Origin of the sequence: Cryobacterium sp. Y29 (genome assembly GCF_002929825.1) — a bacterium.
Taxonomy (GTDB): domain Bacteria; phylum Actinomycetota; class Actinomycetes; order Actinomycetales; family Microbacteriaceae; genus Cryobacterium.
In genome coordinates this window covers 90,830-114,587 of sequence record NZ_PJJN01000031.1, presented here as the reverse complement: position 1 = coordinate 114,587, position 23,758 = coordinate 90,830, and the positions used below count along the sequence as shown (strand labels likewise).

Annotated in this window: 22 protein-coding genes; 11 read left to right on the top strand and 11 right to left on the bottom strand. The window is 61.6% G+C overall.

Annotation, left to right across the window (positions count from 1 at the left end; all coding sequences use genetic code 11):
- The first annotated feature begins 1 nt into the window (after position 1).
- Positions 2-1,039 carry a hypothetical protein gene (locus tag CXY74_RS07445; protein ID WP_233193273.1) on the top strand — a complete coding sequence of 346 codons (1,038 nt, stop codon included), beginning with the start codon at positions 2-4 and terminating at the stop codon, positions 1,037-1,039.
- A gap of 313 nt (positions 1,040-1,352) precedes the next feature.
- Here CXY74_RS07445 and CXY74_RS07440 read toward each other — a convergent pair whose 3' ends face one another.
- Positions 1,353-1,622, bottom strand: coding sequence for an acyl-CoA carboxylase epsilon subunit (locus tag CXY74_RS07440; protein WP_104199855.1), 270 nt, complete (start codon positions 1,620-1,622; stop codon positions 1,353-1,355).
- Positions 1,619-3,226, bottom strand: coding sequence for an acyl-CoA carboxylase subunit beta (locus CXY74_RS07435; RefSeq protein WP_104199854.1), 1,608 nt, complete (start codon positions 3,224-3,226; stop codon positions 1,619-1,621). Before CXY74_RS07435 ends, CXY74_RS07440 begins: the two co-directional genes overlap by 4 nt.
- Before the next feature lie 221 nt (positions 3,227-3,447).
- On the opposite strand from CXY74_RS07435, the gene CXY74_RS07430 reads away from it, so the two are divergent.
- Positions 3,448-4,272, top strand: a complete 825-nt coding sequence (locus tag CXY74_RS07430; RefSeq protein ID WP_104199853.1) for a biotin--[acetyl-CoA-carboxylase] ligase — start codon at positions 3,448-3,450, stop codon at positions 4,270-4,272.
- A gap of 8 nt (positions 4,273-4,280) precedes the next feature.
- On the top strand, positions 4,281-4,859 hold the full coding sequence (locus CXY74_RS07425) for a PH domain-containing protein (protein WP_104199852.1): 579 nt from the start codon (positions 4,281-4,283) through the stop codon (positions 4,857-4,859).
- On the opposite strand, the gene CXY74_RS07420 is transcribed toward CXY74_RS07425, so the two are convergent.
- Positions 4,836-5,366 carry a GtrA family protein gene (locus tag CXY74_RS07420; RefSeq protein WP_104199851.1) on the bottom strand — a complete coding sequence of 177 codons (531 nt, stop codon included), beginning with the start codon at positions 5,364-5,366 and terminating at the stop codon, positions 4,836-4,838. The two genes, CXY74_RS07425 and CXY74_RS07420, sit on opposite strands and share 24 nt — an antisense overlap.
- Before the next feature lie 129 nt (positions 5,367-5,495).
- Between CXY74_RS07420 and CXY74_RS07415 the strand changes: the two genes are divergently transcribed.
- The 3 genes from CXY74_RS07415 (at position 5,496) to CXY74_RS07405 (ending at position 8,562) form a co-directional block, all read left to right on the top strand.
- Positions 5,496-6,632 carry a 5-(carboxyamino)imidazole ribonucleotide synthase gene (locus CXY74_RS07415; protein ID WP_104199850.1) on the top strand — a complete coding sequence of 379 codons (1,137 nt, stop codon included), beginning with the start codon at positions 5,496-5,498 and terminating at the stop codon, positions 6,630-6,632.
- Between the two features lie 83 nt (positions 6,633-6,715).
- Positions 6,716-7,183 (top strand): 5-(carboxyamino)imidazole ribonucleotide mutase, encoded by a 468-nt coding sequence (gene purE / locus CXY74_RS07410; RefSeq protein ID WP_104199948.1) that lies wholly within the window; start codon positions 6,716-6,718, stop codon positions 7,181-7,183.
- Positions 7,180-8,562: an LCP family protein gene (locus CXY74_RS07405; protein ID WP_233193272.1), complete on the top strand. Its 1,383-nt coding sequence runs from the start codon at positions 7,180-7,182 to the stop codon at positions 8,560-8,562. The genes purE and CXY74_RS07405 overlap by 4 nt, the downstream gene beginning before the upstream one ends.
- Positions 8,563-8,593: 31 nt before the next feature.
- On the opposite strand, the gene CXY74_RS07400 is transcribed toward CXY74_RS07405, so the two are convergent.
- The 4 genes from CXY74_RS07400 to rfbB are packed head-to-tail and all read right to left on the bottom strand — an operon-like array spanning position 8,594 to position 11,986.
- Positions 8,594-8,998, bottom strand: coding sequence for a GtrA family protein (locus CXY74_RS07400; protein ID WP_233193271.1), 405 nt, complete (start codon positions 8,996-8,998; stop codon positions 8,594-8,596).
- A 6-nt stretch (positions 8,999-9,004) separates the two neighbouring features.
- Positions 9,005-10,147, bottom strand: coding sequence for a glycosyltransferase family 1 protein (locus CXY74_RS07395; RefSeq protein WP_104199848.1), 1,143 nt, complete (start codon positions 10,145-10,147; stop codon positions 9,005-9,007).
- A complete protein-coding gene (rfbD, locus tag CXY74_RS07390) occupies positions 10,144-10,998 on the bottom strand; it encodes a dTDP-4-dehydrorhamnose reductase (RefSeq protein WP_104199847.1) in 855 nt (284 codons plus the stop codon). Before rfbD ends, CXY74_RS07395 begins: the two co-directional genes overlap by 4 nt.
- 1 nt (position 10,999) lies before the next feature.
- The gene (gene rfbB / locus CXY74_RS07385) at positions 11,000-11,986 is read right to left on the bottom strand and encodes a dTDP-glucose 4,6-dehydratase (RefSeq protein ID WP_104199846.1); all 987 of its coding nucleotides are present in this window, start codon (positions 11,984-11,986) and stop codon (positions 11,000-11,002) included.
- Between the two features lie 72 nt (positions 11,987-12,058).
- Here rfbB and CXY74_RS07380 point away from each other — a divergent pair, with 72 nt between their 5' ends.
- From CXY74_RS07380 to CXY74_RS17295, 3 genes are read left to right on the top strand one after another with little or no spacing between them, the layout of a single operon-like run.
- Positions 12,059-12,667 (top strand): dTDP-4-dehydrorhamnose 3,5-epimerase family protein, encoded by a 609-nt coding sequence (locus CXY74_RS07380; protein ID WP_104199845.1) that lies wholly within the window; start codon positions 12,059-12,061, stop codon positions 12,665-12,667.
- A gap of 5 nt (positions 12,668-12,672) precedes the next feature.
- Positions 12,673-13,545, top strand: coding sequence for a glucose-1-phosphate thymidylyltransferase RfbA (rfbA, locus tag CXY74_RS07375; protein WP_104199844.1), 873 nt, complete (start codon positions 12,673-12,675; stop codon positions 13,543-13,545).
- Positions 13,546-13,562: 17 nt separating this feature from the next.
- Complete coding sequence (locus CXY74_RS17295) at positions 13,563-14,027, top strand: hypothetical protein (protein ID WP_146070090.1); 465 nt, start codon at positions 13,563-13,565, stop codon at positions 14,025-14,027.
- A 378-nt stretch (positions 14,028-14,405) separates the two neighbouring features.
- Here the strand turns inward: CXY74_RS17295 and CXY74_RS07370 are convergent, their stop codons facing one another.
- The 4 genes from CXY74_RS07370 to CXY74_RS07355 are packed head-to-tail and all read right to left on the bottom strand — an operon-like array spanning position 14,406 to position 18,648.
- Positions 14,406-15,548 carry a glycosyltransferase family 2 protein gene (locus CXY74_RS07370; RefSeq protein ID WP_233193270.1) on the bottom strand — a complete coding sequence of 381 codons (1,143 nt, stop codon included), beginning with the start codon at positions 15,546-15,548 and terminating at the stop codon, positions 14,406-14,408.
- A gap of 46 nt (positions 15,549-15,594) precedes the next feature.
- On the bottom strand, positions 15,595-16,449 hold the full coding sequence (locus CXY74_RS07365; protein ID WP_104199842.1) for a glycosyltransferase family 2 protein: 855 nt from the start codon (positions 16,447-16,449) through the stop codon (positions 15,595-15,597).
- A gap of 4 nt (positions 16,450-16,453) precedes the next feature.
- A complete protein-coding gene (locus tag CXY74_RS07360) occupies positions 16,454-17,695 on the bottom strand; it encodes an ABC transporter ATP-binding protein (RefSeq protein ID WP_104199841.1) in 1,242 nt (413 codons plus the stop codon).
- A gap of 23 nt (positions 17,696-17,718) precedes the next feature.
- The gene (locus tag CXY74_RS07355) at positions 17,719-18,648 is read right to left on the bottom strand and encodes an ABC transporter permease (RefSeq protein ID WP_104199840.1); all 930 of its coding nucleotides are present in this window, start codon (positions 18,646-18,648) and stop codon (positions 17,719-17,721) included.
- 95 nt (positions 18,649-18,743) lie between these two features.
- Between CXY74_RS07355 and CXY74_RS07350 the strand changes: the two genes are divergently transcribed.
- Both CXY74_RS07350 and CXY74_RS07345 read left to right on the top strand, forming a co-directional pair.
- Entirely contained in the window at positions 18,744-21,290 is a 2,547-nt protein-coding gene (locus CXY74_RS07350; RefSeq protein WP_233193268.1) for a glycosyltransferase, read from the top strand.
- A gap of 103 nt (positions 21,291-21,393) precedes the next feature.
- Positions 21,394-23,667: an LGFP repeat-containing protein gene (locus CXY74_RS07345; RefSeq protein WP_146070089.1), complete on the top strand. Its 2,274-nt coding sequence runs from the start codon at positions 21,394-21,396 to the stop codon at positions 23,665-23,667.
- Positions 23,668-23,758: the final 91 nt, after the last annotated feature.

The following is a 23,758-nucleotide window of genomic DNA, read 5'->3' as shown; positions in this document are numbered from 1 at the left end:
CGTGGTTGTTTCTCGCACCCTGGCGCTCATCGTGGCCGCTTTCTTCTCGGGCTACCATGTGCTGCTCGGCGTATATTCGCTCGACCAGCCGGCGTCGGCAGCACCGATTTTGGCGGCGATGGGCCTGTATGTCGTGGCGACGGTTGCGAGTCTCTGGATCAGCAGTCCCATGCGCATGTCGCTGCCGCTGGCCCTGTTCAACGTGGGCGTTTCGGTGGCGATTCCGCTGATCGTGGGCAGCCAGCTCGACGGATCCTCCGTCAAGCTCGGGTATGCCACCTGGTACGTGGCCGCGATTGGCACCCTCATGACGATCACTGCTGCCCGCAAACGCCCGCAGCTGGCCCTGCTGGGGGTCGGCACGCTCGTGCTGCACAGTGTCGTCTGGGCCGGCGTTGGCGAGCTGGGGCACCTGGGCGTCATCGGCAGCGTGGTCTGGGTTGTCGCGGCCGCACTGCTGACGAGAGCGCTCGTGAAGGCCAACCGGCATGCCCGCCAGTATGGAAGGGCCGAGCGGGAGGCGAGCGGATGGCATGCCGCTCAGGAGGCCCACCTCTTTGAGCGCCAGGTGCGGTTGACCCAGACTATGCGACTGGCCATGCCCATGCTGCGGCGTATCAGCGAAAGCGGTGGCGATCTCAGTGAGGACGACCGTCAGGAGTGCCGACTACTCGAAGCAGCAATTCGCGACGAAATCCGTGGGCGGCGTCTGCTCAACAATGCCGTGCGCGAACAGGTCATGGCCGCCCGTCGACGCGGTGCGATCGTGACCCTGCTCGATGAAGGCGGGATAGACGATCTCAATGGATCCCCCCTGGAGGTCGTGCTCAACACCCTGGCAACCGCCATCGGCGGCACCACGGCCGACAGGATCATTGCTCGTACATCTGCCGACAGCGCGACCATCGCGGTCACCGTGGTGGGCCTGAGCAGCCCTGACCCGGCCGTGAGCGCCCTCGGACCGGACTCGTCCGGTGAAGAAGAAGTAGACCTGTGGATAGAAATTCCCCGAACGGTCGCGCGCGTCGTTTCCGACTAAGCCTGACGGCGTCAGGCGGGGCATACGCGAAAGCTGACGGCGTCAGGTGGGGCACACGCGAAAGGGGACGGCGTCAGGCGGGGCATACGCGCTAGGGGATCAGCCGAAGCTGATCCCCTAGCGATTATTCGAGAAAGGACGACAACCCGAATGCCATCCGTTCCCGCCCCCAACACATTCGCTCGCTTACCCTAGTTAGCGAATGATCGGTGGTGGCACTCCAGGAGCGTCACCGAGCCTTACCAGTCTGCACTATCAAACTCATGCGTATAGTCGGCATTTAGGAGGACAGACGCACCGGTGGATGCACGCATCAGCCGGTGAAGCCGCGCCAGCGGTTGGCGCCCGGGTGCACCGGCACGCGAATAGGGCGCTGGTTTTGCTGCCAGGCACTCTGACCGAGTTCCGGCGTGGCCCGGCGCTCGTCGGATTCTTCCCGTAACAGACCACGGATGATGGCGGTCACCGCCGACACCTCGACAGCGCTGACACGGTGGGTCACAAAAACCAGCTCCGACGGATCGAACTCTGACGGCTTCGGCCGCTCGGTGTTAGCCGGCGTCGCTGTGTGGGATGTCTTCACAGCGGAATGTTCCCGTGCTTCTTGGCGGGCAGGTTCGCCCGCTTGGTGCGAAGAGCCCGCAACGCCTTGATGACCGATACCCGAGTAGCCGCCGGCTCGATGATGCCGTCGAGTTCGCCGCGTTCCGCCGCGAGAAACGGGCTGGCCACGTTGTAGGTGTACTCGTTGGCCAGGCGGGTGCGCACCGCTGCGACGTCTTCACCGGCCTGTTCGGCCGCCTTGATCTCGGCGCGGTAGAGAATGTTCACGGCGCCCTGGCCGCCCATGACAGCGATCTCCGCGGTCGGCCAGGCCAGGTTGGTGTCGGCGCCGAGCTGCTTGGAACCCATCACGATGTACGCGCCGCCGTAGGCCTTGCGCAGAATAACGGTGACGAGCGGCACGGTGGCCTCGGCATAGGCGTACAGCAGTTTCGCGCCGCGCCGAATGATGCCGGTCCATTCCTGGTCGGTGCCGGGCAGGAAGCCGGGCACGTCGACGAGGGTGAGGATGGGGATGGAGAACGCATCGCAGAACCGCACGAAGCGTGCGGCCTTCTCGCCGGCCTCGATGTTGAGGGTGCCAGCCATGGCGTTGGGCTGGTTGGCGACGATTCCAATCGAGCGGCCCTCGACCCGGGCGAATCCCACGACGATGTTCGGCGCGTACAACGGTTGCGTCTCGAGAAAGTCGCCGTTGTCCACGATGTGCTCGATGACGGTCTTGACGTCGTAGGGCTGGTTGGGCGAATCGGGGATGATCGTGTTGAGGCGACGGTCGGCATCCGTTGTTTCGAGTTCCACCTCGCTGTCGAACACGGGCAACTCCGCCAGGTTGTTGTCGGGCAGGTAGCTCAAGAGGGCACGGGCGAAGTCGAGCGCGTCGGGCTCATCGCTGGCAAGATAGTGCGAGACGCCGGAGACCTTGTTGTGGGTGAGGGCCCCGCCGAGCTCTTCCATGCCGACGTCTTCGCCGGTGACGGTCTTGATGACGTCGGGGCCGGTGACGAACATCTGGCTGGTCTTGTCGACCATGATCACGAAGTCGGTCAGAGCGGGAGAATAGACCGCTCCGCCCGCGGCCGGACCGCAGATGATCGAGATCTGTGGAATGACACCGGATGCGGCCGTGTTGCGGCGAAAGATCTCGCCGTACTTGCCGAGGGCCACGACGCCCTCCTGAATGCGCGCTCCGCCAGAGTCGAGAATGCCGATGATGGGGACCCCGGTCTTCAGGGCGAGGTCCATCACCTTGATGATCTTCTCGCCGGCCACCTCGCCGAGCGACCCGCCGAAGATGGTGAAGTCCTGGGAGTACACGGCCACCTGGCGGCCGTGGATCGTGCCGGTTCCGGTGACGACCGCGTCGCCGTATGGCCGCTTCTTCTCCATGCCAAAAGCCACGGTGCGGTGCCGTACGAACTCGTCGAGCTCCACGAAAGAGCCCTGGTCGAGCAGCAGGTCGACGCGCTCGCGGGCGGTCATCTTGCCCTTGGCATGCTGCTTTTCGATGGCGGTCGCCCCGCTGGCCGTCACGGCTTCGTGATAACGCAGCTTGAGGTCGGCGAGTTTTCCCGCCGTCGTATACAGGTCGGGTGCCGCGGCGGGCGTCTTGTCAGTCACCATTTCACTCTACCGGCACCCCCCGCACGGTCCCCGTTGACGATGTTCCACAAATTTGCCGGCCAACACTGCACCTTTCCCCCCTCCAGCGGTCCATTGGCCAGCCGAAACTCTTCCGCCACGTTCATAACTCCTGCAATTTGGTCAAAAACAGCTTGAAATAGGTGTTTTGAGGCCATATTCGACAGAATTGCAGGAGTTATGCCGACGAGAGGGTCGCCACCATGGAGTTTTCGCTCAGCCGTACCGAGGTGAGCCGGTTCGAGTACCGCTCCGAGGCCACCTCCACCAACGATGTACTCAAAGAACAAGCCACAGCGGATGCCGCCACCTGGCCCGACCTCTCGGTCATCGTCACCGACAACCAGACCCAGGGGCGTGGCCGGCTCGGCCGCGTCTGGTCGGCCCCGACCGGCAAAGCCCTGGCCATCTCCGTGCTCGTGCGGCCGAAGGTGCCGCCCCACGCCCTCGGCTGGTTCCCTCTGCTGGCGGGAGCCGCCATGACCCGCGCCGTGAAAAAAGTCGTCGAGGCGAACATGAAGCCCGTCGAAGGGGTTAAAGAGGCCGAGGACCCCCGCCACGACACGACTCTCAAATGGCCCAACGACGTGCTCATCGACGGCTACAAGGTATGCGGCATCCTGTGCGAGCTGCTGCCCGACGGAACAGGCATCATCATCGGCGCCGGTCTCAACCTCTCCCTCGACGAACACGACCTGCCCACCCTCACTTCCACCTCGCTGCTGCTGGTCACCCGCACCGCGCCCGACCCCGATCAGGTGCTCGCCGCCTACCTGCACGAGCTCGTCACGCTGTACCGGGCGTTTACCTCAGCCAACGGCGACGCCCTCCAGAGCGGCCTGCATGCCGCCGTCTCCGAGCTCTGCGGCACGCTTGGCAGTGTCGTGCGCGTGGAACTGCCCGGCGGCACCGACCTAATCGGCACCGCCACCGGCATTGACGCTGGCGGCCGGCTGACCGTCGTCAATCAGGCCGATGGCGAGGAACGGTCTGTCGCCGCCGGCGATGTCACCCACCTGAGGTATTAATAGAAGTAATGAAGAAGAAAACGCAGGGCGAGACCAACGAGACCGAATCCTCCGGCTATGCCCGAGAGAGCCGGCCCGAAAAGGTCGTCGCCCGCCTGCGCCCGCACGCTCGCGTACTGGTCTGGCCGACGCTGCTCCTGTTCGCCCTGGCCGGCGGCACCGGATACTTCTTCGGCAACATGGCGGAGCCGTGGCAGAACGCCGCTGTGCTCGGCGGCGCCATCGCGCTCGCCGTACTCGGCTGGCTGCTGCCGCTCGCCGCCTGGCTCACCAAGCGTTACACGATCACCACCCGCCGCATCATCTTTCGCCACGGATTCTTCGTGCGCACCCGTCAGGAGCTACTGCACAGCCGCGGCTACGACGTGAGCGTGCGGCAGAACTGGGTGCAGGCCGGGTTTCACTCGGGTACGGTGCTGATCAATTCAGGGCTGGAGCATCCGCTGGTCTTGACCGACGTTCCCAACGTCGACCTGGTGCAGAGTGCGCTGCACGACCTCATGGAAAAGGCGAGCACCGTCATGAGTTCCCGCCGGCAGGAGCAGTCAGCCCCCTCTGCAGAGTCAGCGTTCTGGGGTCGCCGCTAACTGAATCGCCCCGGTGCGCGTGCTGACCAGAGCGATACCAGCGGATGCCGGCGCTCCGCTCCGGCTCGGTGCAAACACCCAGTAGCGGTAGAGCGTGAAGCGAAACATCGCCCCGAGCAGCAGGCCGACGACGTTGCCCGAGATGTTGTCGGCGAGAACGCTGGTGTAGCCGAGCACGTAGTGGCTGAACCACAGGCAGGCGATGCCAATGCCCATGCCCACGAGGCTCACCGCGAGAAATTCCAGGCCCTCCCTAGCCGTGTGGTTCTGGCGGTTCGTGCTGAAGGTCCAGTACCGGTTGCCCAGCCAGTTCACCAGAATGGCCAGCACCGTCGAGATGACCTTGGCGTAGATGGGGCCGGCGTGTACATCGGCGGAATCCAGCACGGTGGTGCGCAACAGGTTGAACACCGTGAAGTCCACCACGAAGCCCAGCGCACCGACGGCACCGAACTTGAGGCCCTGACTCAGAAAGCTGAGCAGGCGCTGCTTCAGGGTGATCGACATGCATCCGTCCGACGTTCGGTAAAGTGGGGTAGAAAGCACTCAAGTCTCGAAGTCTATGGCGTAACGAAATTTTCGGGCTGGGTTAAGACATGGGTTTAGCTGAACGCTTGCAGAGAAAATGGTGAACAGATGGCTCTGACCGTCGGTGTGATTGGAGCGGGCCAGCTCGCCCGCATGATGATTCCCGCGGCCGTGAACCTCGGCATCGAGCTGAAGGTTCTTGCCGAAGCCGATGGTATGTCCGCAGCGCTCGCGGCCGTGAGCGTCGGTGATTACCGCGACCTGGCCACGGTTCTCGCCTTCGCGAAGACCGTTGACGTGATCACCTTCGACCACGAACACGTGCCTCAGGAGATTCTGCGCGAACTGGTGCGCGAGGGCATCACGGTGCACCCCGGGCCCGACGCCCTGCTGTACGCGCAAGACAAACTACTGATGCGCGAAAAGCTCGCCGAGCTGGGTCTGCCGGTGCCGGATTGGGCGCGCATCGATGACGTCGCCGGGCTCGCCGAATTTCTCACCAACCACGGCGGCCGCGCCGTCGTGAAGACCGCCCGCGGCGGCTATGACGGCAAGGGCGTGCGCGTGGTCAGCCACGAACACGACGTCGATGACTGGTTCCAGGCGCTCGCCGAAGACGGCAACGGCGGCGCACTGCTGGTCGAAGAGCTCGTGCACTTCAGCCGTGAACTCGCCCAGGTGGTCGCCAGGCGCCCGAGCGGTGAGATCGCGGTCTGGCCGGTCGTGGAGACCGTGCAACGCGACGGCGTCTGCGCCGAGGTCATCGCACCGGCCCCCCAGTCCATGGGGCGACTCGCCGACGTCGCCACCGACATCGCGGTGGCCGTGGCCGAGGGCGTCGGCGTCACCGGGGTGCTTGCCGTTGAGCTGTTTCAAACAACGGATGAGCGTCTCCTCATCAACGAATTGGCGATGCGCCCGCACAACAGCGGTCACTGGTCGATCGACGGGTCCACGACCAGCCAATTCGAGCAACACCTGCGGGCGGTACTCGACCTGCCGCTCGGTGCAACCGGTGCGAGGGACCCGTGGACGGTCATGGTGAACATCTTCGGCGGGCCCGCGTCCGGCTCGCTGGGTGACCGTTATGGGGCGGGCCTGGCGCAGCATCCGCTTGTGAAAGTGCACAACTATGGCAAGGCATCACGGCCCGGCCGCAAGGTGGGCCATGTCACGGCAAGCGGCGACGATCTCGACGAAGTGGCCTACCAAGCGCGTGCCACTGCACAAATCTTTCAGCAGTGAGCAATAGGATCAACTGCGTGCCAGACAATATCGAGACATCTAGCGTGCCTGCGAGCCATAACACGCCGCTGGTCGGCTTGGTGATGGGCAGCGACTCCGACTTCACCGTCATGAGCGCCGCCGCACAGACCCTCCGGGACTTCGGGGTGGCACACGAGGTGCAGGTGGTCTCGGCGCACCGCACTCCCGAGAAAATGCTCGACTACGGCCGTAGCGCCCAGTCCCGCGGCCTCAAGGTGATCATCGCCGGAGCCGGGGGAGCAGCGCACCTGCCCGGTATGCTCGCCGCCATGACCACGCTGCCCGTGGTCGGGGTGCCCGTGCCACTCGGGCTGCTCGACGGCCTCGATTCCTTGCTGTCGATCGTGCAGATGCCGGCCGGTGTGCCCGTCGCGACGGTGTCGATCGGCGGGGCGAAGAACGCCGCGCTGATCGCGATCAAGATCCTCGCCACGAGCGATGACACGCTGCGCATCAAACTCGAAGACTATTCCGTGCAACTCGCAGATTTGGTCGAGCAGAAGAACCGGGACCTCCAAACGCGATTATGACCAGTATGACAAACCAGGGCCGTGTGACAGACCCGATCCGGCACCCGAATTCCGGCTCCGCACGCATCATGACGACGCGTGCGTGGTGGCTCGTCGTACTCAATTTCATTCTGCCCGGCTCGGCGCAGGTTCTGGCCGGCAATCGCCGCCTTGGCCGGTTTGGCCTCGGCGCGACCCTCACACTGATCACCGCTGCGATCATCGCCGGCGCTGTCTACCTGCTGTGGCCGGCAGTCGTACTCACCGTGTTCACGAGCACGATCGGCCTGTGGGCTGCCGCCGCGGTGCTCGCGTTCTACGCGGTCACCTGGCTCGTGCTCACGCTCAACACCCTCAGCCTGATCAGGTTGGGCCGCGCCGCGCCGGGCGCCCGCCCGGTCATCGCCGCGTTCTCGACGGTTCTCATGCTCCTTGTTACGGGCACCGCCGGCTACGGCGCCTTCGTCGCCACATCGGCGAGCGAATTCCTCTCCTCTGTGTTCGTCGCCGGCCCGAGCGAACCGCCGGTCGATGGCCGCTACAACATCCTGCTGCTCGGTGGTGACGCCGGCGCCGACCGTGAGGGCCTCCGCCCCGACAGCCTGTCGGTGGTCAGCATCGACGCCACGACCGGCCAGGCCACAACCATCAGCCTGCCGCGCAACCTCGAGGACGCGCCGTTCTCGGCCGGATCCTCGCTCGGCGCCCTGTACCCAGAGGGCTACGGCGCCACCGACGGATGCGACGTGTCGGCCTGCATGCTCAACTCCATTTTCACCGAGGCCGAGTTGAAACGCCCGGAGTACTATCCCAACGCGGTGGCCGAGGGCAGCTCCCCGGGCATCGAAGCCACCCGCGAGGCGGCGCAGGGCATCACCGGCCTCACCATTCAGTACTTCGTACTCATTGACATGCAGGGCTTCTCCGACCTCATCGACGCCCTCGGCGGTGTCGACATCGACGTGCAGAACCGCGTTCCGGTGCATACCGACGAAACCTTCACCAAGGTGTTGTTCTGGTTCGAGCCGGGCATGCAGCACATGGACGGCTACCACGCCCTCTGGTTTGCCCGTTCACGCCACGGTACGAGCGACTACGACCGCATGCAGCGCCAGACCCAGATGCAGGAGGCCCTGCTCGCGCAGGCCAGCCCGGCCAACGTGCTCACAAAGTTTCAGGGCGTGGCCGCCGCCGGCAGCCGCGTCGTCAAGACCGACGTTCCGCAGGGCATGCTCGGTTATTTCGTGAACCTCGCCTCGAAGACCAAGGAACTGCCGGTCATCTCGGTGCCGCTGATTCCCGTGAATGGGGTCGACCCCGAAGACCCCGACTACTCCGCCATCCAGGCCATGATCGCTGCAGCCCTGGCGCCTGCGCCCAGCGCCACTGCGACGCCGTAACTCGGTCCTCGCCTGCTACTCGGTGCCACTGCTACTCGGTGCCACTGCGGCGAAACGAGAACTTCTTGTGACCGAAGAAGCTCAGCAGCGTCGTGACCACGAGAATGACCAGTTGGGCCAGCAGCGGCGGCACCCGCACAACTTCCACCAGCAGCGGTAGCGCGACAGCATTGATGCCGATCGCGACCAGGTAGACGCTCACGAACCGGGCGAAGTCCCGCAGCACATGGCCGTGCACCACGAAGACGAATCGTCGGTACAGCACAAAGGCGAGGGAGATGCCGACCGCGTACGAGAGGGCGAGGCTGAGCAGGTAGCCGAGGTGGACATCCGCAAAAACCCACAGGGTGAAGGCCGAGAAGACCAGATACCCGACGAGCGTGTTCGTGGCGCCGACCGCGAGAAACCGCACGCGCTGGTCTTGTAAGAAGCGCACCAGGGGCTACAAGTCCGCGTGCAGCTGCCAGACTCGCTCGGCCGAGTCCCGCCAGCTGAAGGCCCGCGACCGGTCACCGCCGAAGATGCTCATGCGGTTTCGCAGCACGCTGTCGCCGAGCACCCGGTTGATTGCTTCAACAAGCCGGCCGGGGTATTCCTTCGGGTCCGAGCGCTCGACGGCGACGCCAGCATCACCGGCGGCTTCGAGTAGGGCAGGGGCGTCGGAGTGCACGACCGGCGTGCCGAGGTGAAACGCCTCGATGATCGGCAGCGCAAATCCCTCTTCCAGGCTCGGGTAGACGAACACGCTTGCCCGGGCAATCACCACGGCCAGGTCGGAGTCGCTCAGCCCCGACAGGGCGCGCACGCGCCCCGGTGCCAGTCCGGCTTCATCGGCGACCGAGGCAAGGTCGAGTTCGCCCCAGGTGTCTGGTCCGAGCACGATCAGCGGCAGGTCCGGTGCTCCGGGCAGCCCGAGCGCCGTGATCAGCGCAGTGACGGCCTTGCGCGGGTCGAGCGACCCGGAGGTCAGAATGTACTGCGACGGCAGCGCCAGCGCCTGCAGGCGCTCCTCCACCATGGGAATGGCCGGCAGCACGAGCCTCCGGCCCACGGCGCCGCCGATTACGCGCACCCGGTCGCCCAGGTTCATGATCTCGGTTAGCTGCCGTGCCACGGCGTGGCTCGGCACGACGATCGCGTCGGCGTGCTTGCGGGCGCGTTTGAGCATGCCCTTGGTCCAGGCCACTGTGGTCGGGGTCAGTGATGACGGATGCGTCCACGCCAGCACGTCGTGCAGCGTTACCGCGATTTGAGTGCCGTCGTCCGCCCGGTTGTGACGGCGGAGCGGGGCAAGCAGCCCCGGCGCGTGGATCAGGCCGGTGCCCGACGACGCGGTCACGCCAAGAGCCCAGGCTGTGGCCAGCTCCCGGCGGGCCAGGCTCGTCTTGTGCAAGTTGGCCAGGCCGGGCAGGGCGGCCTCGATGAGTTGATACTGTGCGGGGGTCGACGACGAGACGATGCCCTCAACGTCACACTCGGCCGGTGCCGTTGCGATCAGCGCGCGGGTGAGTTCCTCGGTGTAACGCCCGGTACCACCCGACACCGGGGCGACCATCTGGTCGACGACTACCCGCAGAGTAATCATGCTGTCTCGAAAACTCCCGCCGCAAATGCCTCGGCCTGGGCGTCTTGCCAGCTGCGCATCGGTGCGAGCCCGGCCGCAGCCCAGTTGACGTGGCCGAGCACCGAGTAGGCCGGCCGTGGAGCGGGCAGCACAAAGGCTGAGCTGTCGGTCGGCAGGACACGCTCGGGGTCGAGTCCGGCGAGGGCGAAGACGTCGCGGGCCTGGTCGAACTTCGACGCCAGGCCGGAGTTCGTACCGTGGTAGATGCCGGCCGGCGCGTCGGAGTCGAGCAGCTGCACGATCTGCGTGGCCAGGTCCGCCGTCCAGGTCGGCTGGCCGACCTGGTCGTTGACCACGCTCAGCGTGTCGCGCGTGCCAGCAGCCTTGAGCATGGTCTTGGCGAAGTTCGGTCCGTTCTTGCCGTACAGCCAGGCGGTGCGCACGATGTAGCTGCGCGCGCCGTTCTCCACCTGCACGAATTCTTCGCCGGCGGCCTTGGTGCGGCCATAGGCCGAGATCGGGCTGTGCGGTGTGTTCTCGGCGTAGGGCGTGGTCGCGCTGCCGTCGAAGACGTAGTCCGTCGAAATCTGCACGAGCTTCGCCTGCAGAGCGGATGCCGCCACCGCCAAATTCCACGGCCCCACCGCATTCACCTGATAGGCCTCGTCTTCATGAGTTTCGGCATCATCGACCTTGGTGTACGCCGCGCAGTTGATGATGACGTCGTGCCCGGCAACGGCGGCCGTGACTGCTTCGAGGTTGGTCACGTCGAGATCGCTCCGGCCGAGAGCCGTCACTTCGCGCCCGGCTAAAGCCGCCTGCAGATCGCGCCCCAGCATGCCCGTGGCCCCGGTGATCAGGTAACGGGTCATGCTAGTTCAGCGCCGCCCGAGCCTTGAGGGGTTCCCACCACTGGCGATTGTCGCGGTACCACTGCACGACGTCGGCGAGGCCCTGTTCGAACGGAACCTCGGGGGCGTAGCCCAGTTCGGCCTGAATCTTGCTGATATCGACCGAGTAGCGCAGGTCGTGGCCGAGCCGGTCGGCGACGCGGTCCACGTACGACCAGTCTTTGCCGGTCGAGTCGAGCAGCAACTGGGTGAGCTCCTTGTTGGTCAGCTCGGTGCCGCCGCCAATGTTGTAGATTTCGCCGGCGCGACCGCCGACGAGCACCATGGCGATGGCGCGGGTGTGGTCATCGACGTGCAGCCAGTCGCGGATGTTGTTGCCCTCGCCGTAAAGCGGAACGTGCAGGTCGTCGATCAGGTTGCTGACGAAGAGTGGAATGACCTTTTCGGGAAAGTGGTACGGGCCGTAGTTGTTCGAGCAGCGGGTGATGGACACGTTGAGTCCGTGGGTGCGGTGATAGCTGCGGGCGAGCAGGTCGCTGCCGGCCTTCGAGGCGCTGTAGGGGGAGTTGGGCTCAAGCGCACGTTCCTCGTTCCAGGAGCCTTCGGCGATCGAGCCGTAGACCTCGTCGGTGGAAACGTGCACGAACCGAGCAAGCTTGTGGCGAAGCGCCGCGTCCAGCAGCTGCTGGGTGCCGAGCACGTTGGTCTCGACGAAGATGGTGGAGTCCATCACCGAGCGGTCCACGTGCGATTCGGCGGCGAAGTGCACGACCGCGTCGAGGCCAGGGAACAGCGTGTCAAGCAGCTTGCCGTCGCGAATATCGCCGTGCACAAAGGTGTAACGCGGAGAATCGGCGATCGGGGCAAGGTTTTCAAGGTTTCCCGAGTAGGTCAGCGCGTCGAGTACGACGACTTCGGCGCCTTCCAGGCCCGGGTATTTGTCTTCAATCGTGCGTCGAACAAAGTTGGAGCCGATAAAACCGGCGCCGCCGGTGACGAGGATCTTCATATAGGAGTAACCGTTCCGTTCGCTTCAATGGCCTCCGCGATTCTACCGGATTGCGATTGGTAGACTCCGGTCGTGCAGATTCGCGAACTCTCTATCCCCGATTCCTTTGAAATCACTCCCAAGCAGTTCGGTGACGAGCGGGGAGTGTTCCTCGAGTGGTACCGCTTTGACAAGCTTGAAGAAAAGGTCGGGCACAAGCTCGACCTCGCTCAGGCCAACACCTCGGTGTCGAAGCGCGGCTCGGTGCGCGGAATTCATTTCGCGGATGTGCCGCCCAGCCAAGCAAAATACGTCACTGCCGTTCATGGCGCCGTCCTCGACTACATCATCGACATTCGCGTCGGTTCGCCGACGTACGGCCAGTGGGACAGCGTGCTCCTCGATGACACCGATCGACGTGCGGTCTACATCGCGGAGGGGCTTGGCCACTGTTTTGTAGCCCTGACCGACAACGCCACGGTGAGCTATCTCGTGAACAGCACGTTCAGCCCAGGCCGCGAACACGGCATCAGTCCCCTCGATGAGGAGATCGGCCTGGTGTTTCCGCCCGAGGCCGGTGACCTGCTGCTGTCTCCTAAAGACACAGATGCCCCCACTCTCGGAGCTGCAGCGGCAGCTGGTCTTCTCCCCACCTGGGAAGCCGCGCGCGCCTATTACGCCACTTTGAACGACAGGAACTAACACTTATGCGCGGAATCATTCTCGCCGGTGGCTCGGGCACGCGCCTGTGGCCGATCACCAAAGGCATCTCAAAGCAGCTCATGCCCATCTACGACAAGCCCATGATCTACTACCCCTTGTCAACTCTGATGATGGCTGACATCAAAGAGATTCTGATCATCACTACTCCCGAGTACAACGAGCACTTCCGCGCCTTGCTCGGCGATGGCTCCGATCTGGGCATTCGCATTGAGTACGCCATTCAGCCGTCACCGGACGGTCTCGCTCAAGCATTCATCATTGGCGAAGAGTTTATCGGAGACGAGAGCGTAGCTCTCGTTCTCGGCGACAATATCTTCCATGGTGCGGGACTCGGCTCGGCGTTGAGAGGTAACGCCGAGATTCAAGGCGCTCGAATTTTCGCGTATCACGTGAGCAACCCCGCGTCCTATGGAGTTGTCGAGTTCGACGGCAACGGCACCGCAATTTCGATCGAAGAAAAGCCGACCAAACCCAAGAGTAACTACGCCGTTCCTGGACTGTATTTCTATGACAACTCGGTTGTCGCCATAGCCAAGAGCATCGAGCCGAGTGCGCGAGGTGAACTCGAGATCAGTACGGTCAACGAGCGCTATCTGAAGCAGGGAACACTGCACGTACAGGTTCTTGATCGCGGCACGGCGTGGCTGGACACCGGCACGTTCGAGTCGATGATGCAGGCGTCGGAGTACGTGCGCGTGATCGAAGACCGCCAAGGCTTCAAGGTGGGCTGCATTGAAGAGATCGCCTGGCGGGCCGGCTGGATCTCGGATGCCCAGCTCGCCGCCCTAGCTGAACCACTGGTCAAGAGTGGATACGGGACCTATCTAACGAACCTTGCTTCCACCGGCCCGGCGTAGTAAACATGCGGTAGAGCGTGGATGCCCTGGCTATCGAATCGGTCGAGCGCATTCTTGATCTCGAACGTCGTCTCGACCTGGCACGTGATCGGCTTGTAGCCGAGGTCGTGTCTGCTATATCGATGTGTACGGAATTTGCGGAAGTGCAGGCCGGGATGGAGGCCGAAATCGGAGTGCTGCGGCGACAACGCGGCGCTTACTGGCGCATCCAATCCCGATTGGGGCGCGTGCTTCCTCGGGTAGAAAACGGAGCGCGACGTCGCGGCTTTATAAGCAACGCAACAGATGTGATGTTACTTTCGTACCGTGAATCCGTCAGCGTCAGCGTTGTTTCTCTTGCGGCAACATTCGAACTGCTCATGGCGATTCGGCGGGCACCATCAAGCGAATATCTGCGGTTGGAATCCCGGATCTCCTTCTTGCACTCCGAGACGAACCGGCTTTCAAATGATCTGCCGCGAAAGCGGTCTGCGGTTCCATGAAAATGCGGAAGCACGTCACGCCGCTCGCGCTGCGGCCACCGCGTCATCGCCGACGCGTGTGGCCAAGGAATTCGCCTCCGTCGTGCTCGCTACAAGATGTAAGTGACCATGATCGAGTGATGCGACATTAGTTAAAACCGCCTCGTTCCTCATAGCTTTTGACAGCGGTGTCCAGCTCGATCATTACTGGACCGCGGTTCGCTCATAGGTAAGCGGATCCGCGATCGGAACATTGTCTTAGAGTTCGTGACACGCCGACGGATGCCCCCGATTGTGCAAACACAAAGGCGTCAAGGCCTTGCACCGAATGATGTTCCGCCGACCAGCGCCGAGTAGTTGCCGGCAATGAAAATCATAAAGCACTTCATGTAAAAGCCCCTAGAAGCGGCCCTGAGATCTTCGCGTGACGGCATCGACTAGCCGCATGATCTTACGGGAGTGCATCGCTTCGAGCTCGGCTTTGAGACCGTCCTCACGAAGACCCGCCGCGGCTTCGATCTCGAGCAGGTCAGAGAGTAGGCCGTCGATACGGTGCTTGGCCTCATCGATATAGCCTAGAAGCTTCTGGATGCGAATGTCGGAAACTTCAGCCAGCGTCCGAGACTCTTGCTCAGTCGCGCTGAGCATCGGGCCGTAGGCACGGGCGGCCTGTTCCGTGAACGGTTCCAGCGGATGGTCCTTGATGGGAGAAGTCATTGTATCGGCGATACGCGAGTCGAGACTGAGCTCATCGGTCAGGGTGCCCTGGGCGAGTTCGTCTTCGGATGGGTGCCTCAGCACGTAGAAGCTCTGCAGGGTGCTGAGCTTCCACCGTCGGTACTCGCGCATGCCGTGATGGTTTGGACTGGGCTGGAGATCGGGGTTGCTCTCGTACGCCTTGCCGGAGTTGCGTACTTTGCGCTCGAATTGTTCCCAGGAGCGCCACGGGAAGTGCAGTACTTCGATGCCTAGATGCTCGGGCAGTGTGCCCATTGATTCCAGATTGACAAAGTGATTGCCCTGGGCAACTTCTATGAATTCGTGGCCGATGTGAACTGCGTTTGGGGTTGAGTGGGCGTGCAAGCCGAGCTCGTTCATCCTAGTGAGGGAGCGGGTGTCACGGTAGCGGAGCCGCTGCAAGCCCGTGCCGCGTAGACTAGGGGCGCCGATCATGTCGATGACGGGCGCTGCGAACGTCTGGAGGTCCTGGGGTATTTCGGTGAACACGTCACGGAGGGAACGGGCATGCGCTGTCGGAAGCCAGAATTCGTCGGCATCGGCGTTTATCACCCAGTCGGCACCGAATCGGGTGTACGCCTCCCGGGCCATGGCCGTCACCACGCTGTGTTGTTGTTTGCGCTGAACCAGATCTTGTTTGAGAAGAATGACGTCTCCGTACGACTGGAGAATCTCCAATGTCCCATCGACCGAGCCGTTGTCGGTGACGATGATCGTGTCAACACCTTGGGACAGGTGGTGATCGATCATCGGCCCGATAATGTCAGCCTCGTCGCGCACCATGAGCGTCATGATTAGTTTCATGGTCTTTGAATTCACCCTCTGGTTCTTGGCTTTCCCATGCGTCAGTCTAACGGTTGCGTGTTAGCCAGCGACGGCGCAGGTAGAGGCCAAGCCGGAGCGCACCGCGTAGAGGCGCCAGGCACGGTGCTGAATAGCGCCGGGACAGGTAGCGGTACGCGCTGTCATGATGTGCCTGACCCATAGACGTGGGCGACTGCGAGGTCGAGTGCGCCCCCGAGTGCAACACCTGTGCTTCGGGTAGGTAGACGTTCGACCAGCCCTGGGCGGTTAGGCGCGCGCCAAGATCGACGTCTTCGAAGTACATGAAGTAGGAGGTGTCAAAGCCGCCTAGGTGCTCGAAGGCAACGGTTCGGATCAGAACGCACGCGCCGGAGAGCCATCCCGCGTGTCGTTGGCCAACCGCCGCCGATACGGGAATCCGATAGCCCCGAGTCCACGGGTTCTCAGGCCAAGCCCTGCCGAACAGGGCATGCCCGATTCCCGTTCTGAGGGAGGGTAGCTGCCGTGCCGAGGGGTACAGGGTGCCATCGGCGTTCAGGATCGCGGGGCCGAAGGCCCCCCCTGTGGGGGTTATTTCTGCAGTCGCGACGAGAGAGTCGATTGACCCAGGCAGAAAACTGACATCCGGATTGGCGATGAGGATGTAGTCAGACGAGCTGCCCGCGAACTCCACGCCGGCGTTCATCCCGCGGCCATAACCCCGATTCTCGGCCATCTCGAGCAGTCGAACTGACGGGTACCGGGCGACGATTTCGCGGAGGACGTCGAGGTCTTGGGAAGCGTTGTCGACCACGATGACCTCGTGCTCGTGCGAGGTTCCGACCTCGATGGAGGTAAGAAAATCGTCCAAAACAGAGGACGAATTGAACGTGACTGTTACCAGAAGTAAAGACGGGCTCATCTGATTACTGCGCGGGCGTCGGGGGGCCGACTTCGAGCAATTCGGGTTCCAAATAGCTGGTACCGACGGCCAAGGGATAATAGGGCACGTCAAACGAGGCTGCCTGCGGAAAATCAGCGAGATGCCTGCCGGATGTGTCCAGCATCGAAATATTGATGAAGTATTTTCCGGTTCCGAGCCTCACATTCTTGAGCGTGAACTGCAGGGTGTAGTGTCCGGCGAACGGGGCCAGATCACGGCCGAGCAGTCGGCTGCTGGTGCCAAAGACAACCTGGCCCGACGAGTTGTCCATCTGCACTGCGCCAATCCAGACGGGGCTCAATTCCGGGTATTCAAAGGTAGTGGTGATAAGCAGATTATCACCATGCTCAACCGGGGCTCCAATTGTTTTGCCCACCGCGTGGATGGTGGTGTCCAGAATGCGCGGGACAACGACCTCGATTACCGGGTCGGCCTCGACGAGCTCATCGACCCGCCGCTCCTCGAGAATGTCGCGCATCCGGGCCACGGCTTCGTGCGCTGGCCCTTCGTAGACCACGTTTCCACGGTTCAACAGGATGGCACGGTCGCACAACTCCGCAACCTGCCCGAGGGAATGCGTCACGAGAATGATCGTTCGTCCCTCCTCCTGGAAGGATCGAATCTTGTCCAAGCATTTACGTTGGAAAGCCTCATCGCCGACCGCCAGCACCTCGTCAACGAGAAGAATGTCCGGATCGGTGTGCACAGCGACGGCGAAGGCGAGCCGCACGTACATACCAGAGGAGTAGAACTTCACTTGGGTGTCAATGAAGTCCGCTATGCCGGAGAAGGCGACGATGTCGTCAAAACGTTCCTCCGTCACTTTCCGGCTCAGACCGAGGATGGCCGCGTTCAGAAAGACATTCTCGCGGCCGGTGAGGTCGGGATGAAATCCGGCTCCCAGCTCCAGAAGTGCGGCCACACGACCGCGGCGACTGACGGTGCCACTCGTGGGATCGATGATCCCTCCGATGACTTTGAGCAGGGTGCTCTTGCCTGATCCGTTGTGGCCGATTAGGCCGATAGTAGTTCCAGCTTTAATCGTGGCGGTGACGTTGTTGAGGGCCCAGAAATCCTCGCGGTGCCGCCGGCCCATCCGGCCGAAGGTGATCATTCGCTCCTTCAGCGAGTTGTCCTTACGAATGACGAATCGCTTGGAGACATCTTTGATGATGATGACGTCTGGCCGATCATCGGTGGCTTCGGGAGTTATTGAAGAGTCCATTACGCTTTCGATCATGACGGCCGTCACAGGGCCTGGGCGAAGTTGCCCTGGAGCCGAGCAAACACGCGGTGGAATGCCAGAACAAAGATGATGCCGATAATCCCCGCAATAGCCAGACGGAGGAGAAGGTTTTCGGGAGAGTTTGCGCTGTCGGTGCCACCGCTCCACAGTGCGCGCTGGAATCCGAGCACCGCGAGAGTCACGGGGTTATTCGTATAGATGTCGAGGAGGATTGTGTTGCCGACCTGGTCGCTAACCATGGACCAGGAGTACACGATGGGCGAGGCCCAGAGTAGAACCATCAGCCCCACCTCGACGAGGTACTGAACGTCGCGCATGTACACGTTGACAGCGGACAGGAGTAGCCCAAACGCGAGCCCGTAAACGACAACGATGAAGAGTGACGGAAGAATAAATAGAAGGTTCGGCGACAATGTGAATGTGCCTAGTGCCAGCGTCGCGGCTATCAGGATGCTGAACTGGATCAAAAAGTTGAAGAGTGCCGATCCGACGCTGGCGAGGGGAAAAATCTCCCGCGGAAGGTAGATCTTTTTAATCAGGCCCGAGTTTCCTACGATCGACCCAGTGGTGCTTGAAATGATCTCGCTGAAAAGCGAGTAGACGGTAAGGCCCGCAAAGATGTACACCGCAAAATCAGGAATTCCTCGTGCGGCGCCGAGGAACTTGCCCATCACTACGTAGTAGATAACCAGCTGGGTGAGCGGCTTGATTAGGGACCACAAGAAGCCGAGAGCACTGTCCTTGTATCGCGCCTTCAGGTCACGGCGAATCAGGAGGTCCAGCATTTCGCGCTGGCCCCAAATGTCCCTTGCGGACGACCAGACGCCGCCGAGGGCCTGAGACGGTGCGCCCACTACTTGCATGGGTGCGCGAGCAATGGCCGCGAAGCGAGTGTCGCGGTTGGTCGAGTCGGCATTATTTTGATTGGACATAAGCAGACAACACTATAGCTGTTCCCTCGAGGACATCGCCTGGCGGCCGAGCCTACCGGCCCGGCGCTGAGCGGCGCAGTTGAGCACAAGCTCCATTGATAGACTTCGATCGCTTTCGGCTCGGCCAACTTAAGGACAGATGCATGAGAAAACGTCGCACGGGTCTCGTGTCCGTTGTATTGGTTAACTTTCGGGGGGCAGATGACACCATCGAATGCGTTCGCGGCCTGCAGGCGCTGAACTGGGACTCGGACCTGCTCGAGATCGTGATCGTCGAGAACGGGTCTGGCGATGACAGCTTGACGAGGCTCAAGCAACTCGGCGACGATGTCACCCTCGTTGAGTCCTCCGAGAACCTTGGATTCACCGGCGGTTGCAATCTCGGCGTCTCGAAGTCCACGGGGGAGTACGTGGCTTTTCTCAACAACGACGCGAAGCCGCACGCTGACTGGATCAAGGAAGCTATCAACACCTTCGCGACCGGCTCTGATATCGGTGCTGTGGCCAGCAAAGTTCTCGATTGGGACGGCGTCAACGTCGACTTCGTCGACGCGGCCGTGACTTGGTATGGCATGGGCTACAAGCCGCACGCCGGCGAGAAGGATCGCGGCGGGTGGGATGACGAGAAGGACGTGCTGTTCGGCACAGGAGCTGCCATGTTCATCAAGGCCGCTATCTTCGAGGAGCTCGGCGGGTTCGACGACGACTTCTTCATGTTCTACGACGATGTGGACCTCGGGTGGCGGCTCAATCTGCTGGGTTACAGATTCCGGTTTCAGCCCAAGTCGCTGGCTTTCCACAAGCACCACGCCTCGATGAACAAGTTCGGCAACTTTCGTGAGGAGTACCTTCTGGAACGAAACGCGCTCTATTCTCTTTATAAAAACCTCGATGATGAGTCTTTGGCCCGCGTTCTCCCTGGCGCCCTACTACTTGCAACCCGACGAGCCATTGGCCGTGGAAAGCTTGACTCCACGTCGCTGGACCTCAGAGTCCCGGGCGACGACAACGAGCCGATGATGTCGGTTCCCAAGTCAACGATGGCCGGTGTGTTCGCAATTGACCAGCTCGTCGAACTCCTGCCTCAAATGACACAGGCCCGTGCGCAAGTCCAGAAGAGTCGCGTGCGGTCAGACCGCGAAATGGCTCGCCTCTTCGGAAACGTTGATGAGCCGGCGTACCCGATTGAAAGTTACTTGCGCGGATACGACAAGATTGTCGAGAGTCTCAATGTTCTGGCCGTGACAACTCGTCGTCGTATTCTGGTGATTACCGGCGATTCCGTCGGCGAGAAAATGGCCGGACCCGCAATTCGCGCCTGGAACATCGCCAAACTGCTGTCTGGTGACCATGACGTTCGCCTGTTGAGCATGACGCGCGCGGAGTCTCTTGACGACGCGTTCGAAGTTGGCGTGATCTCCCACCATCGTCCGAGCTCGGTCATGGCACACGAGCACTGGGCCGACGTCATTATTGTGCAGGGCCACGCTCTTGCACTCTTTCCTGCACTCGAGACCTCAACCAAAGTGATGGTCGTAGACATCTACGACCCGCTACACCTGGAGCAACTTGAGCAGGGCCGGGGAAAAGTGCTTGACCTGTGGAACAAGCAGGTCAACGACGCAACGGATGCGCTGAATCACCAGCTGCTCATCGGTGACTTTTTTCTGTGCGCAAGCGATCGTCAGCGCCACTTCTGGCTGGGTCAGTTAGCGGGTCTCGGACGAATCAATGCGTATACCTACTCCCGGGACAGTGAGCTCGACTCCTTGATCGCCGTAGCTCCGTTTGGTATGTCTAGTACCGATCCCGTGAAGACATCTCCAGCGATCCGTGGCGTCGTGCCAGGTATCGAGATCGATGACAAGGTCATCGTGTGGGGCGGCGGAATTTACAACTGGTTTGATCCGGGAATCCTCATCAGAGCTGTCGCCGAGTTATCTGTGACACGCCCAGACGTGCGCCTTTTCTTCATGGGTGTCAAGCACCCGAACCCGGACGTTCCTGAAATGGAGGCGGTGTCAGAAGCTCGCGTGCTGTCGGAGCAGCTGGGCATGACCAACAAGCACGTATTTTTTAACGAATCCTGGGTACCGTACGACGAACGGCAGAATTACCTCCTCGAGGCCGACCTTGGGGTCTCCACGCATTTTCAGCACGTTGAGACCACATTCTCCTTCCGCACGCGCATTCTTGACTACCTGTGGGCGGGCTTACCCATCGTCACGACGGGCGGGGATTCGTTCGGTGATCTGGTGGAGAAGGAAGAGCTTGGAGCCTCCTTGCCGGAGCGAGATCAAGGTGCACTCGTTGCTGCGATTGAAACCTACCTCTACGACGACGAGGCCATAGCAACGGCGAAAGCCAATGTTGCTCGAGTGCGTCAAAACTTCATCTGGGAACGGGCCATGGCTCCGCTAGTGGACTTCTGCCGTCAGCCACTGTTCGCGGCGGACAAGAAGCTTGCTCCCGGCAGCACGGGGATTCTCGGGAGGGTCAAGCCGAGTGAGCCCGCGCGCCGCAGCCGCCATACGGGAGTTCGTCGCGATCTAGACCGCGTTTTGTATTATTTTCGCGAAGGTGGCGCCGGTGCAGTGCTGGAGCGTTTCAACGCACGCCAGGAACGCAAGCGCGAAAGTTGACCTATTTTAAAGCCGCCTAGAAATCAATGTTGCGACATAACCGCAACCTACGTCGTACGCTGTAACCGGACCGCGCTCACAGTCGGCCAAGATAAGGAATAACGTGTCACTACGTGGTCTGTTGCGAGCAAGTGCGGTTTTGGCCCTAACGGCTGTTCTTGGGGCATCAATCGTCTCCGTGCCAGATCGGGCTGAAGCACTGTCCGGGACCGAGTTTGATCCCGGATACATCATTTCTGATTCCCAGTTTTACGCAAAAGATGCTATGTCGCAGGCACAGATTCAAGCGTTTCTGGACGCGCAGATTGGCAGCTGCAGCAACGAATTGTGCCTGAACGTGCTCAAAGTCGACACGCCGACAACGACGCTCGGTTTCGGAACGTGCGGCACGTATTCCGGCGAGGCTGGTGAACCTGCGGCTCGAATTATCTACAAGGTACAGCAGGCCTGCGCAATAAGTGCCAAGGTAATTTTGGCGACGCTCCAGAAAGAGCAGGGCCTCGTCACGAGAAAAGCGCCGACGAGCGCAATTCTTCGCAAAGCGATGGGGCAGGGATGTCCTGATACCGCCCAATGCGATTCTGCCTTCTACGGATTCTTCATTCAGGTGCTCTCGGGGGCTCGGCAACTCGCCTGGTACGGCAACCCGCAGGGGTCGCACACCTCCATTAAAGTCGGCCAATCTAATGCGGTGCTGTTTTCACCGACTGCGAGTTGTGGATCAAGAAACGTCCAAATCCGCAATCGCGCAACTGCTTCTCTGTACTACTACACGCCCTACCAGCCAAACGCGGCCGCTTTGGCGAATCTTCGTGGTAGCGGCGATGCATGCTCGTCCTATGGCAATCGGAATTTTTGGGTCAACTACACCACCTGGTTTGGACCGGCAACTTCACCAGGCCCGGCACGCATTGATGCGGCCTACGCAGCGCAGGGTGGCGCAGCAGGAATCCTCGGCGGCGTTACAAGCGCGTACCTCGAGCCTGGAGCAAATGGTGGAGGCGTTGCCCGCGCGTACGCGAACGGCTCGATCTACTGGACGGCGGCTGCGGGTGCCCGTGTGATGACGGGCCCGCTTCGTGACTACTACTTTGTCAAAGCAGGCGAAACAGGTCCCTTTGGTTGGCCAGTGAGCGACATTTTGTCTTCCAAAGCTAACGGGGGAGGATTAGGGCAGGCCTTCCACGGTGGTTCCATCTACTGGACGGCAGGGAGCGGAGCCCACGGAGTATCGTCGAATATTCGTGACGCCTATCACGCAGTCGGCGGAGAGACCGGTTTGTTGGGATGGCCAACTAGTGAGGCTATGAGTGTGTCGGCAAATGGTGGAGGACGCGGTCAGGCCTTTCAGGGCGGATCTGTCTATTGGCCGAATGGGCGACCGACCCGAGTCGTTTCGGGGGAAATACAGGCTGCGTACGTGGAAGCGAATGGCGAGGTCGGGGAGCTCGGTTGGCCTGTGAGTGACCTCATCTTAGTTTCTGCCAATGGTGGCGGTCGTGGTCAGGCATTTTCCAACGGGTCGATTTACTCGTCTCCTGGACGCGGCACGTTTGCTGTTGCGGATGCAATCAGGAAATTCTACTTCTCGCAGGGTGGTGAGGCCGGAAGTTTGGGATGGCCAACCGGCTCGAAAGAATGCGGTTTGCCTGAGGGCGCGTGCCTTCAAACATTTCAGGGCGGGACACTCTATCTAGCAACGAATGGAACCGTTCGAGTGGGGGCGCCGGAAATCGAGGCCGTTTACAACGACCAAGGCGGCGCAGAGGGCCCGCTGGGATCTCGAACCAGTGGCGTCCTCAAGGTGTCAGCAAATGGCGGAGGAATCGGGCAGGCGTTTGACAGGGGATCCATATACTGGACAGGTGCTCACGGCGGATTCGCTGTAGACGGCAAAATCCGCGACTTCTATTTCAGCCAGTCTGGCGAATCGGGACGACTGGGCTGGCCTCGGGGTCCCCGGGTTTGTGTTGATCAAAACGAATGTTCTCAATTGTTTCAGAACAACGCTATTTACTGGTCGTCGCGCGAGGGCGCACGAATTGCTTCGCCCGAAATTGAGTCGGCATATACCTCCTCCGGTGGCGCCACCGGTGTTCTCAAATTAAGAACCAGTACTCTGTTGGCCTCGACGGCCAATGGCGGTGGGCTCGGTCAGGCTTATCAGGGAGGCTCTGTCTACTGGTCGAGTGGGCGTGGTGCATTCCTGGTCACAGGTGAAATTAGAAGTTTTTACTTCACTGTGGGAGGAGAAACGGGCGCGCTTGGTTGGCCGGCGGGGAGTGCCGTGTGCGAGGCTGATGGTCGCTGCACCCAGTCATTTCAGAACGGTACCATCGAGTGGTCTGCACAGTCGGGCGGGCGAATAGTTAGCTGAGGCACGTATGTATCAGCAAAAAGGATTTGTGGGAGTGGCCGACAGCGAGGAATGCTCGGGCATCCGCACGGTAGAAAACTTGGGTTAGGTG